The following is a 12,821-nucleotide window of genomic DNA, read 5'->3' on the forward strand; positions in this document are numbered from 1 at the left end:
GGCGGCAGCGCGGACGCGGCCCGCTGCAGGGTCGGCGCGGTGGCCGCGTCGCCGAGCATCCTGGTGGTGAGCGTGTGCCCGTCCATGGAGGCGAACAGGTGCTGGAAGGGCCGCCGGTAGAAGAACACGGCGATCGTCAGGATCGCCATGAACATGACCTGCATGCCCCACGGCATCGCGGTGGAGATGATCAGCGCGTAGCCGTACACGAGCACGCCCAGGACGAGGGCCAGCACCGCCTGCCTGAGCAATGTGCCGATCAGCATCTCCACCCAGCGCATGGCGATGATCCGCCCGGATCCCGGATGGACGCCGATCAGCAGGAAGACCGGCGCGAGGATCAGCAGCAGCAGGAACCCGACCTTGAGCACCAGCAGCGAGACCGCCACCAGGAAGATCAGCAGCCCCGCGACCACCGCGGCCATGAAGGCGCCGATCGCGACCCCCAGCCGGTTCGTCCAGTCCTTGCCCTGGAAAAGGGGGAAGATCGGCGTGTTCTGCAGCTTGTCGGCGACCTCTGTCTCGTATCGTGCCTGGTGAAAGCCCGCTTCGGGCGCCTGCTGCGCCTTCAGCTCGGTCGCGTCGATCGTCTGGATCTCCAGCAGTTTGGCGCCGAACGCCTTGATGACGGGGGCGTCGGCGTCGGCCGTGCCGAACTGGCCCATCAGCCACGGCTTGCAGACCAGGGTGGACCAGAGCGCGTCGGAGTTCTGCTCGACTCCTGGCACGCCGCTCTGACCGTATCCGCCGCCCTGGACCTGTGGATTGGCCTCGCCCTTGGCCGGCAGGCAGGAGGTGCCGCCCGCGCCGGGCAGTCCGGAGAAGGCGGAGTTGACCACCTCGCCGGTCTTGTCGGTGACGATCTTGCCCAGCCCCGTGAGGTCTCCGGGGCGGCTGAAGAACCAGACGGCCACGGTGACCGCGAGGACCATCCAGATGACGCCCTCAGCGGTGGTGGTGGCGCGCTTGCGGATCAGCCCGTACCAGGCCAGCCAGATGGCGCCGAGGATCACCAGCGGCCGCAGGTACGGCCAGTACATGGCGTCGGCCAGGCGGACCACGATGTCGTCGACGACGTTCTTGATCGACTCCAGCGGCCCCTCGGTGGCGGCCGCCTGGTAGGTCGTGATGGTCAGCCGGTCCAGCGCCTTGGCCCACAGGAAGACCGTGTTGGCCATCGCGTTGCCCATCACCGCCGCGATGTCGTCACAGCCGAGCTGGTGGGTGTGCCAGAACTGGCCGCTCATGCCGTAGGTCGCGTAGTTGCCCTGAACCGCGGGGACCTCCGCCTGGGCACCCGGCTGCGCGGAGTCGGGGACCGGCGGCTTGATCAGGCCGTCCACACCTCCCGCGACGATGTCGGGGGACAGGTCGGGCGACATGTCGCAGGGAGCGGCTGCGACGGCCGTGGACGCGTCGTCGGGGAACACCATTGGCAACGCGAGGAACGCGGCCAGTGCCACCAGCCCGATGGCGATCCGCCTGCCCAGCCTTCCCCTGCGGGAACCCCTCTTGCGAGAGCCCTTCATGACCGCACCTCCAGCGCCGCAGCCCCCGGCCCATCGACTCTGTCGCCCCCAGGAAGATCATGCACTTTCTCGTCGGGTTTGTCGTGGGTAGGGTTCGTATCCAGCCAGCGCAGCAGCTCATCCGAGATCAGGTCCACCCCGATACGGCCTGCTCGGCCGTCCAGATCCCGGAAGACGCACTCACCGTTACCGAGCGAGCGCAGCACCGCCTTGTGCTCCTCGGACGCCTCGACGCCGAGCAGCGCCATCACGTGCTCCACCTCGACCCGTTCGGTGGAGCGGAACGCGAACACCGAGGAGAGGCAGTTCGTCACCTGCTCGCTCAGCAGGTCACCGGCGTTCTGCGAGACCAGCACCAGCGCCGTGTTGCGGGAGCGGCCCATCCTGCTGACCTCGGGCACCAGCTTGGCGCCCTCGGGAGTGGAGGTGATCGCCCATGCCTCGTCCAGGAAGATCGCCTTGGGGGTCCGCCGGTCCAGGCCGTTCATCAGACCCCGCGCGAACTGCGCGACGAGGTAGAGCAGCGCCACCGACAGCCGCTGCTCGTAGGAGTAGTCGTCGCGGCCGGTGGAGGCGTCGGGCAGCGTCAGACCGCCCAGGGTGAAGACGGTGGTCCAGCCCTCGGTGTCGATCTGGTCGCCGCCCGAGGGGTCGAAGCAGAGCCTGGCCAGATGCATGTCGGACATGGAGCGGAGCACCGCGCCCAGGTTCTTGGAGGCGGCGTCGTCCGTCTGCTCCAGGAAGTCGACCACCTTGCCCAGCGACGGGTCCTCGGCGTTGGAGACCGCGGCGACCGCCTGGATCATCGCCGACTCGCGCTCCTCCGACATGCGCGGCAGCAGCAGGCGCAGGGTCTCGGTGGCCATCGTCTTCTTGGCCGCGAGGTCGTCGCCGAAGGAGAACGGGTCGAGCAGGCCCGGTGCCGCGGAGCCGAGCGGGATGATCCGCGCCTTCCTGCCCCGTTTCCGCAGCAACTGGACCAGCGAGTCGGCGTCGCCCTTGGGGTCGATGACCGCGACCGTCACCCCGCGCAGCGCCATCTGGTAGATCATCAACAGCGCCAGCGTGGTCTTGCCACCGCCGGGTTCGCCGGTGATGGCGATGGCCGTGGGCCGGTTGCGCGTCGCCGCCACCAGCGGGTCGAAGTGCACGATGCTGCGCGCCCGGCCCAGGGTCTCCCCTACGTACGGACCCATCCAGCCCGAGCCGCCCTCGTCCGTCCGGTCGCCCAGGTCGACGGTGGCGGTGGCCATGCCGCCGGCGATGGTGCGCAGCGGCTGCCGCTGCGCGTAGGCGTTGACCCTGACCCGCTCGCCCGGCAGCGTCTCGCAGAACAGCGAGAACTGGTCGCCGGTGGAGTTGACGATGTCGATGCCCATGTCGCGGTAGTGCTCCACGACCGCCTCGACCCGCTGCACGCAGATCTCCTCGGTCGGGGCCGACACGATCAGCCGGTGCCAGCCGTACACGAACGGCAGGCGCTCCTTGGTGATGCCGTGCTCCAGCATCCGGGCCGCGTCGATCTGCTCGGCCAGGGCCAGCGGCGCCTCCGCCCCGGCCTCGCGGATGTGGATGTCCATGTCACGGGCGTGGGCGAGCTGGCGCGCCACGTCCTTGCTCGCCTTGACCGGCGGGATCAGCCGCATCCTCGAACTGATCTCCACCGGGAAGGGCAGCTGGTCGGCGAAGTGCATCCAGGGCTCGCCGTCGGGGAAGGGCATCAGGTCGGGGAAACGGGCGAAGGACATGTGCGCCACGTATGAGTCACCGTGCGGCTGCTCGATCCGGAGCAGCGCCCTGCCGTTGTGGATCTGCCCCTCGACCAGGGACTCGATCTCCCCCTGCCCCCACCGCCGTTTGGGGCTGGCCGAGGCCGGAGGGTCGCCGAGAGAGCCGGTCGTGGCGTGCTGGAACAGCCAGGCGAGCTCGACGGAGCTGGCGTGCCTGGCGTACAGGGCGCTGGCCGACAGCGCCCTGCCCAGCCGCTCAGCCTGCTCGGACCACTTGGCGATCTCCGCCTTGGGGACGTGGTCGTCCTCGATGCCCAGGGCCTTCTCGCTGCGCTGGTAGAAGCCGAAGAGCTGGGAGAGGACCCCGGCGCCCAGTTGCCTGCCGCGCGTGCCGAGCCGCACGCCGAGGTAGACCTCCTTGGTCCAGAAGTCCTTGGCCCAGACGTGCCGGTACATGTCCTCCAGGTAGTCACGCCAGCCGGGGCCCTCGTCGGAGGTGGCGTTCAGCGCCATCGCCCATTCGGCGGCCGGGTAGGTGCGGTGCGCCACCCGCAGGTGCACCTCGGCGTCCGGCATCCGGATGGCGGCCAGCGCGATCGTGATGTTGGTGGCCAGCGCCTCCCGCTCCTCGGGAGTGATGAACTCGTAGCTCACGGTGGGAAGCCTGAAATAGGCCCAGACCGACGAGTCGGTCAGCAGGATCCGGTCGTCGAAATACCGGACGGCGAGGCGGCTGCGCGCTCGGGACGCACGACTCACAGGCCCTCACCTACCGGTCGTACGGCCCTGCCTGCACGGCCTCCGGCCCGCCCGCGCACCCGCACCTCGCCACGCCCGTTCACCACGTCTTCTCGCGCCCGGGGGATCACTGAGCTAGTTCCTCCTCGCTGGGTCGACCCGCCTGCACCGTTCCGAAGCCCGCCACCACGACACCCGCCAGGGCCAGGTACGCCCGGCGGCCCGGCGCCCTCAGGTGGGACGGTTCCACCCGATCGGCCCTGCCGGGAGCCAGCGCGTCCTCCCAGGGGACCCTGACGATCGCCCGGCACCTGCCCCGCGCGACCGCCTCCGCCTGCTCCACGTCCTCCATGCTGCGGCGGCTCACCCCGTTGACGACCATGACCGCCCGGCGACGGAGGTCGGCGCAGCCGTGCCCGTCGAGCCACTCGTAGGTCATGGCCACCGCGTCGGGCCCGTCCTCACTGGCCGGGACGACGAGGACGAGTTGGTCCGCGTAGGGGAGCACCCGCGCGGCCAAGGCCGCCGCCGGGTCCATGACGATCATCTTGTAGTACCGGTCGAGCGTGTCCATCGTCTGGCCGAGCCGCCGGTCGGAGAAGAGCGTGCGGTCGGACAGGCGCTGCTCGGCACCGGCGTCGGTGTCCCCGGCGAGAACCTCCAGCCCCGAGGCACAACGGCTGGTGTAGGCGCGCATGCCCAGGTATCCCTGGACGTTGTCGAGGCCGGCGAGCAGGGAGCTCAGGGTCTCGGGCGACTCGCCCTGGATCCGGCTGGACAGGGCGTGCGAGCCGGTGCTGGCGTCGACCGCGAGAATCCGGTCCTCCCGGTAGCGGGCGAGGGTGTGGCCGAGCATGAGCGCGGTCGTGGTCTGCCCGGCACCGCCGGTGCATCCCAGCACCACCACCCGGCGGCTGCCGCTGAACACCGCCCTGGCCCGCGCCTCGTCGATCTCCGAGCCGTCCGTACGGCCGCCCCCGGGCCCGATCACCACCTGGGCCAGCCGCCGCCAGCCGCCCGAGGAGTCCCGGCCGACCACCGACTCCACCCGGCGGACCCTGGCCCCCGCCTCGCCGGCCGAGGAGGTGGGCACCGGCACCACGGGGGCCACCGGATCGGCCTTCGCCGCTCCCGAGGGGACCGCGCGGATCGACATGCCGGCACCTGTCTGGACGCCGGTGTCCCCCGGGATGCCGGGACCCGCCTGCGTCCCGGCGGGCCGCTCGGGCGGCCATGCCTTCGCGGTGTCGGCCGCCCGGCCGATCGGCGTGGGCCGCCCCCTGCGGTGCTCGCGCCGGGCGCTCCTGTCGTCCGGCGAGAGTTCGGCCGCCTCAGCGTCACGGCGTCCTGCCGGCGCCGGTCCGACGAACCTGGGCACGAAGGACGGAACGGTCGGGGTGGAGGGCTTCTCCACGGGGTCGGGCACGACGGCCGGCCTCTCGGCGGGCACCGTACGGCCCTTGGCGGGGGTCTCCCCCCGGGCCGGCTCCGGAGCCGAGGGCGAGGGCGGCGGCACGGCCGGGGCCTCGGGACGCTCCCGGACGGGAGAGCGCGAGGCGGGCACGGAGATCTCCGGAGACGCCTCGGGCTCGGGAGAGGCGGGCTGCTCGGGCGGGGCGGCGGCGCGCTGTGCCTCGGCGGAGGCGGCGAGCCTGCGCAGCCGCCGCAGCGCCTCGGTGCTGATCGGAGCGGCCGGAGCCTCGGGTGTGTCCGGCGTGTCGGGCGTCGCCGGAGTGTCCTCGGCGTCCTCCCGCACGGGAGGACGGTCCTGCCGGGTCTTGGGCCGACCGGCGGAGCCGTCGGCGGTCGGCCGCGAGGACGGGCCCGGGACCGGCGTATCCGGCAGGGAGGCGACGGTCTCGGCGGGAGCCGGCTCCGGGGGCACGACGGGCAGCGAGGCGCGGGGCACCGCGGACAGGACGGGGACGGCGACCGGGGTCGGCCGGACGGCCTCGGTCTGGGCGAGGGCCGGGGCGGTGCCCTGACGGAGTGCGCGGGCCTCGCCCCAGGCGACGCGCTCGCGGGCGACCGGGGCGGTGGCGGCGGCGGCCGCCGCGGCGGCCACGGCTGGACGCACCTCGCGCGAGCGTGCGGCGGCGCGCTTGGACTGGGCGTGGCGGGCCTTGCGCGACGCCTTGACCCGGACCGAGGCGGGCTGCGGCGCGGCCCGCCAGACCCGGCCGTTCAGCGCGACCTCGGCGGGCTCGGAGATGGGAGCCATCCGGCACCAGGTGCGCGGCTCGCCCATGTAACGCATCTGCGACTGGAGCAGCTCGGTGAGCCGCTTGCTCTCGATCACCGGCCGGGTGGAGAGCCAGGTGACGACACCGGGTGGCACCAGGTAGAGCACGTGCCAGGGGGCCGCGAAGGGCAGGCCGAGCAGGTAGAGCAGGAGCGACCACGGGGCCAGCACTCCCACGAACCCACCGATCCAGACGATCGGGAGCGGCGTCGGCAGCCGTAGGTCGTACAGCTTGTAGAGCCGCTTCTCAATCCTCCAGATATTGGTGTACGTGGGCAAGTCCACGTGATCCTCCTCTCCGCCTCTCCTTGTTTGACCGTTTGGAGGCGGTCTCAACCCCCCGAGATGCCCAGTGCGCCCGCGATCGCCTTGGCAGTCACCTCGATGATGTTCGGCACGTAGAAGATCACTCCGATGGCGATCGCCAGGATGATGAACTGAACGAATCTGGTGATCTCACGGGTGAAGAGGAAGAAGAGGGCCACCACCGAGACGATGACGAGGAAGAGCGGTGCGAAGAAACTGCGGAGGAAGTCAGCGAGGCCTTCTGTGTTGACGCCTGCCGGAGGGGCTGTGGGCTGAGCGAACTCCATGGCGCTCAGCAGCATGGTCTTGAGAATCACTTCTTGTCCTCCGTACTCACGATCGCGGCCCCCGGGCGGCGACGGGTCCGCGACGCACTCGCGCGCGAACCCGAACCGGCGGCTCATCGATCAGGGGGGGTCTGCTCACCGTGGACCGGCACCATTCGATCATGCGTTACCTCGCCACAGATCGATACGCACCGCGAATGTCCTTGACGAACCACTTGTCGCCTTGCTTGACCACGGTGAGCAGATAGGCCTGCTCGAGCTTGCCTTCCATCTGGCCGGGATCCGCGGGTTCCGGGTCGGTGGACTGCCGCGCCTTTGACGGCACCCCCCACAGGACCGTCGCGGTCACCTCGCGGGCGGCTCCCCCTCCAAGGGGCACGGCGAGCTCTTTGAGCTGCAGGAAGGTGAACGCGCCGCCGAATCCCTCCAGGGTGATCCCGGCGTCGGCGTAACGCTGCAGCGAGGCGGTGTCGCTCGCCGCGTAGGCCTTGAAGAAGTCTTCCAGCGGGGTGCGCAGTTCCTGCTCCGCGGCGCGATCACGCTCGGGTGCGGCCTTGGGCGGCAGGTTGGCCGCCTTCGGCGCCGGCAGGATGCCCGGACGCCCGGCGACGACGAACCTCTTCGTGGACCGGTCGTGGTAGACGGGCACCGACAGGAGCTGGCGGCGGTTGTCCGACTGGTAGAGGACGGTGACGACCGCGTTGTCCGCGTCCACGACCTCGATCCCGTACGGTTCCACCGCGCCGGCGCTCATCCGGCCGAAACCGTCCCAGCCGAACTGCGGCTCCGTGCCTTCGGGCAGGTAGGGGGCGAGCCGCGACCTTCTCTCCTCAAGACGGGCCCCGTCGAAGTTCAGGTAGACCTCGGCGAACTGGGTCGCGAAGGCGGACCCCTGGTCGGCGGGGAACCCGTTGTCGGAGGCGGGTGCCGCGCCCGAGGGGGCGTTCTGCTGGGTGAAGCGCTCGAAGGGCGCGCGGACCCCGTTCACCACGATGACGACTATCAGCGCCCAGAGCACGGCGCGGCCGGTCCACACCAGCCAGCGACCGCCTCCACCGGACCAGCGGCCACGCGACGTGCCCCGCCCGCGCGCCGGGGCGCGTCCGAGATCGGGGTCGTCGGGGAAGTCCGGGTATGCCGACAGCTCAGGGTCGCCAGCGATCCGGGGATCACGCTGGACCGTCGACCTTCGAGCCATCACGCCTCCGCTCGCGTCAATCCTCGGCCGCACGGTGTCGTATCGCCGCCGATCCCGTTGGCCATGGTGACGCACTTACTCTAGCCGCCCCGCCGATTCTTCCAGGAAAGCCACGCCTATGCTGCAGGCATCGTGATGACTGAGCAAACCCGGTCTGGAACCCCGGCGAGACCGGCGATGCCGCCGATGCCCAATGAAAAGCGCATTACCCCTGGCCAACGCATGGGTCGATTACTCAAACGCCACGCATTGCTAACTAGACGGTCCCCGGACTGTCGCGACCTGCGCATTTAACACGAAATGCGTCACCCAGTGTCACACCCACCGGAATAGCCCACCCTCGCGGCCCCTCGTCCGCCTTCGACGCCCTGCCTACCCGACAGAGACAGCGACACCTGATCCGATGAGGCCGGCCCGTACGCGCGCCATCGGTTCCGCGGGCCGGCTTCGATCAGCGAAGGGACCCGGCCTGCGCGATCTCGTGCTCTTCCGAGGTGGTCACCGAGGCCGTACGCCACAGGGACACCGCCAGCCAGAGAGCCCCCGCCGCGATCAGCGCGCCGTGCGCGATCCTGAGCGCCGGGGTGCCGAAGAACTGCGGGAGGAAGAGGGCGAAACCAAGAGCGAGCGGGACCCCGCTCCACCGGGGCAGGGTGCCGGACCGCCGGACGGCGACGGCGGCCAGGATCGAACCGGCTGCCAGCAGCAGGAGCCCGGCGACGAACATGGCACCCGAGGCCGCCCCGAGACGGATCACCTCGGCCAGTTCCAGTAGCCCGGGATCCTGCTCCTGCAGGGCTCGCTGCGCGATGGCGTTCAGCCCGAAGACCTCGGCTCCGTAGTACGGCAGGGTGAGCCCCACCCCTGTCCAGGTCACCACGACCGCGCCCGAGGCGAGCCGGTCCCTCAGCACGGTGCGCAGGCCCAGCAGGCCCAGGGTGAGGAGGATGAAACCGCCCACCGCGAACAGGTGCGCCGCGATCCAGGCGCCGGACGCCATCGCCTCCGCACCGCGCAGCGTCGTCTCGTCGCTGTACGGCCGAACCACCGGATACAGCAGGAAGAGGGCGCCCGCCATCGCGAAGGACAGGGCGCTCGGCCGTGCCCGGCCGGTGAGAGGGGCGAAACTGCCGGTGTTCACGAGGCTCTCCGAATCACAGGTGGAAGAGGCACTCGGCCCGATCAGAACGGTGCCCCAATTCGAGAGCAATGCTCTTTTATATGAGCAGCGATGTCAAGAGCAGTGCTCTCTTTTTGGAGTAGAGCTCTTAGATGATCGGCTGGGCGGCCCGAGAAGAAGAGCGGTGGCCGACGTACGGATCGCCTGCCCGCCGAAGAGCGCCACCTGAAAAGCACCCGCGCCGGCGAGGTGACGACAGAGGCGGGGTGAAAACACCACGGGCCAAGGAGACAGGAGGTCTCCTTGGCCCGGGGAACGCGGATCGGTCAGACGTTGAAGCGGAACTCCACCACGTCGCCGTCGCGCATGACGTAGTCCTTGCCCTCGATGCGGGCCTTGCCGGCCTGGCGGGCGGCGGCGATGGAGCCGGTCTCCACCAGCTCGCCGAAGGAGACGATCTCGGCCTTGATGAAGCCGCGCTGGAAGTCGGTGTGGATGACCCCGGCCGCCTCGGGGGCGGTGGCGCCCTTGGAGATCGTCCAGGCCCTGGTCTCCTTGGGGCCGGCGGTCAGGTAGGTCTGCAGGCCCAGGGTCTCGAAGCCCACCCTGGCCAGCTGGGCCAGGCCCGACTCCTCCTGGCCGACGGACTGCAGGAGCTCCAGCGCCTCGGAGTCGTCGAGCTCGACGAGCTCGGACTCGATCTTCGCGTCGAGGAAGACGGCCTCGGCCGGTGCGACGAGCGCCGAGAGCCGGGCCCTGAGCTCCTCGTCCACCAGCTCGTCCGCGTCGAGGTTGAAGACGTACAGGAAGGGCTTGGCGGTCAGCAGGTGCAGCTCGCGCAGTTCCTTCGGGTCGATCCCGGCACCGGAGGCTCCGGCGTACAGGGTGGTGCCGCCGTCGAGGAGCTTGAAGGCCGCCTCCGCCGCGTCCAGCGCGGACTTGCGGTCCTTGTTGGTCCGAGACTCCTTCTGGAGGCGGGGAATCGCCTTCTCCAGGGTCTGCAGGTCGGCGAGGATCAGCTCGGTGTTGATCGTCTCGATGTCGCGCCCGGGGGCGACGTCGCCGTCCACGTGGGTCACGTCGGGGTCGTTGAAGACCCGGATGACCTGGCAGATCGCATCGGTGTCGCGGATGTTGGCGAGGAACTGGTTACCCCGCCCCTGTCCCTCCGAGGCGCCGCGGACCAGCCCGGCGATGTCCACGAACTCCACCTTCGCCGGCAGGATCTTCGCGGACCCGAAGATCTCGGCCAGCTTCTCAAGACGTGGGTCGGGAACGCCGACGATGCCCACGTTGGGCTCGATGGTGGCGAACGGGTAGTTCGCCGCCAGGGCGTTGGCGGTCTTCGTCAGCGCGTTGAAAAGCGTTGACTTGCCGACGTTGGGCAATCCGACGATGCCGATGCTCAGGCTCACGTGAGCCGAGTTTACGCGGAATGACCCACTGCTACCTGCCACGGGCAGGTCACAGGGTGATGGACATCCCGTTCAGGCGCCCGCCGCCGGTGGTTCGGCACCGATCGGAGCCGTCCAGGTGACTCTCCCCGGTTCGGCCAGGTTCGGACACGATTCCGCAGCTCCCCGTCCGGCCCCGGGCGCCTTCGGAAGGCGTGTCGGCGCGCCAGGAGTGACCGGGCCTGGAATCATGCCGGGGTGGACGTCATGGCGCTCTCCTTCCAGCTCGCGGTGGGTCTCGCCGCGGGGCTCGCGATCGGCTTCCTGCTGGGCCGGGCGCGCGCCTCCTCGGGAGCCGCCGACGTCATCGCGCGTCTGGCCGACGCCGAGGCCCGCGCGAAGATCGCCGAGGAGAAGGTCGTCTACATCGAGGAGCAGCTCTCCGAGCGGTTCCAGGCCCTGTCGAGCCGGGCGCTCGACGTCAACAACCTGCGGTTCCTGGAGCTGGCCGAGACGAGGCTGGCCGCCAACCGGGCCGAGGCGGCCGGTGAGCTGGAGCAGCGCAAGCAGGCGGTCGAGCACCTGATCGAGCCGTTGAAGGACACCCTGGCCCGCGTCGAGACGCAGCTGCGCGACACGCAGACGGGCCAGCGGGCCGCCCACGCGGAGCTGGCCAAGCACATCGACGTCGTCCGCGAGAGCAACGAGCAGCTCCGCGCCCAGACGAGCTCCCTGGTACGGGCCCTGCAGCGCCCCGAGGCCCGGGGCCGGTGGGGAGAGCTCCAGCTCCGCAGGGTCGCCGAGATCGCCGGGATGCAGCGGTTCTGCGACTTCGACGAGCAGGTGAGCATCACCACGCCGGACGGCGTGCTACGGCCCGACATGGTGGTACGGCTGGCCGGCGGCAAGAACATCGTGGTCGACTCCAAGGTCTCCCTCGCCGCCTACCTGGAGGCCGCCGAGTCGGCCGACCCCGACCACCAGTCGGCCCGGCTCGACTCCCACTCCCGTCACGTGCGCGAGCACGTGGACCGGCTGGCTTCCAAGACCTACTGGCAGGCGTTCAGCCCGGCACCGGAGTTCATGGTGCTGTTCATCCCCGGCGAGGCGTTCCTCGCCCCGGCGCTGGAGCGCGACCCCGCCCTGCTGGAGTACGCCATGCGGCGGCGGGTCCACATCGCCACCCCCACCACGCTGATCACCATGCTCCGCACCGCGCAGTACGCCTGGCAGCAGGCCGCGCTCAGCGAGAACGCGCGGGCGATCTTCGAGGTCGGCAAGGAGCTGTACGAGCGGCTGAGCAGCATGGGGCGTAACGTCGACGCTCTGGGCCGCTCGCTGAACCGGGCCGTGGAGTCGTACAACAGGACTGTCGGCTCGCTGGAGACCCGGGTGCTGGTGAGCGCACGCAAACTAAACGATCTGGGACTGGTCGAGACCGATCTGGACAGGCCGCAGGCGATCGAGGACCTGCCACGCGCGCTGACCTCGCCGGAACTGCTCGCGGAAGAGGAGCCAAGCTCGCCTCTCGTATCCCGCCTGAACGGTAGGTTGGCCAACGACCTGCCCTGAAACTGTTCTCCCAAGGCGCCGACGGCCGGACACTGGAGGCGACGGAGTTGACGACGTGGGGGCCGAGGTCATGGGGGGCGAGTGGTGGACGAGCGAGGCGGCGTACAGCCGGCCGGCGGGGTGATCATATGAGTGAACTTGGCCGGGCCGCCGGCGGCATCCGGCTGACCGTCCGGGGCGCGCTGGCCCTCGTGCTGGCGTCCACGCTGGTGGGCAGCGTGCTGCAGGCGCTGTTCGGGGTGGCGGCGCTGACCGGGGCGGCGTTCGTGGCCGGCTGCGTGGCCGCGACGGTGCTGGTGAACCGCAGGGACCTGCTGTCGCTGGCGGTCTCTCCGCCTCTGGTCTTCTTCGTGACCACCGTGCTCATCGAGGCGGTCCGTTCCCTGTTCGCGTCCACGCCCATCCAGGCCTTCGGTCTGGGCATGTACACCGCGCTCTCGCAGGGCGCCCCGTGGCTGTTCGGCGGCTCGCTCCTGGTGCTGGTCATCGCCTGGCGCCGCGGTCTGACCCGCTGCGTCCGTGAGCTGCGCGACGAGCTCAGGGTCGGCAAGGCCTCCGTTCCCGCGCCGAGGAGCGGCGACTCCGCCTTCGCCCCCGAGCCCGAGGGGTACTTCGAGCCCAAGGTGTACGGCACACCGCGCGAGGGCTCGTAACCGCCGGGCAGGAGATCTCACAACCGGCCATGGCCGGCCGCAACGGGCCGGG

At 70.4% G+C, this 12,821-nt stretch carries 9 protein-coding genes; 2 read left to right on the top strand and 7 right to left on the bottom strand.

Annotated features, from left to right (window positions below; genetic code table 11):
- From ABZ260_RS04530 to ychF, 7 genes are all read right to left on the bottom strand, one after another.
- Window positions 1–1,529, bottom strand: a 1,529-nt coding sequence (locus tag ABZ260_RS04530) for a type IV secretion system protein (RefSeq protein WP_355612950.1), incomplete at its 3' end; no start/stop codon positions are given.
- The gene (locus ABZ260_RS04535) at window positions 1,526–4,018 is read right to left on the bottom strand and encodes an ATP-binding protein (protein WP_355612954.1); all 2,493 of its coding nucleotides are present in this window, start codon (window positions 4,016–4,018) and stop codon (window positions 1,526–1,528) included. The genes ABZ260_RS04535 and ABZ260_RS04530, both read right to left, overlap by 4 nt.
- A gap of 106 nt (window positions 4,019–4,124) precedes the next feature.
- A complete protein-coding gene (locus ABZ260_RS04540; protein ID WP_355612958.1) occupies window positions 4,125–6,524 on the bottom strand; it encodes a TcpE family conjugal transfer membrane protein in 2,400 nt (799 codons plus the stop codon).
- Between the two features lie 47 nt (window positions 6,525–6,571).
- On the bottom strand, window positions 6,572–6,847 hold the full coding sequence (locus ABZ260_RS04545) for a hypothetical protein (protein WP_037970213.1): 276 nt from the start codon (window positions 6,845–6,847) through the stop codon (window positions 6,572–6,574).
- Between the two features lie 151 nt (window positions 6,848–6,998).
- Entirely contained in the window at window positions 6,999–8,030 is a 1,032-nt protein-coding gene (locus ABZ260_RS04550) for a conjugal transfer protein (protein ID WP_355612961.1), read from the bottom strand.
- Between the two features lie 451 nt (window positions 8,031–8,481).
- Complete coding sequence (locus tag ABZ260_RS04555) at window positions 8,482–9,171, bottom strand: hypothetical protein (RefSeq protein WP_355612964.1); 690 nt, start codon at window positions 9,169–9,171, stop codon at window positions 8,482–8,484.
- A 305-nt stretch (window positions 9,172–9,476) separates the two neighbouring features.
- Window positions 9,477–10,565 (bottom strand): redox-regulated ATPase YchF, encoded by a 1,089-nt coding sequence (gene ychF / locus ABZ260_RS04560; RefSeq protein WP_355612970.1) that lies wholly within the window; start codon window positions 10,563–10,565, stop codon window positions 9,477–9,479.
- A 246-nt stretch (window positions 10,566–10,811) separates the two neighbouring features.
- On the opposite strand from ychF, the gene ABZ260_RS04565 reads away from it, so the two are divergent.
- Both ABZ260_RS04565 and ABZ260_RS04570 read left to right on the top strand, forming a co-directional pair.
- The gene (locus ABZ260_RS04565) at window positions 10,812–12,116 is read left to right on the top strand and encodes a DNA recombination protein RmuC (protein ID WP_355613033.1); all 1,305 of its coding nucleotides are present in this window, start codon (window positions 10,812–10,814) and stop codon (window positions 12,114–12,116) included.
- Between the two features lie 128 nt (window positions 12,117–12,244).
- Window positions 12,245–12,769, top strand: a complete 525-nt coding sequence (locus ABZ260_RS04570; RefSeq protein WP_355612973.1) for a DUF6542 domain-containing protein — start codon at window positions 12,245–12,247, stop codon at window positions 12,767–12,769.
- Window positions 12,770–12,821 lie beyond the last annotated feature (52 nt).

It is taken from the genome of Streptosporangium sp. NPDC006013, from assembly GCF_040614275.1.
Taxonomy (GTDB): Bacteria; Actinomycetota; Actinomycetes; order Streptosporangiales; family Streptosporangiaceae; genus Streptosporangium.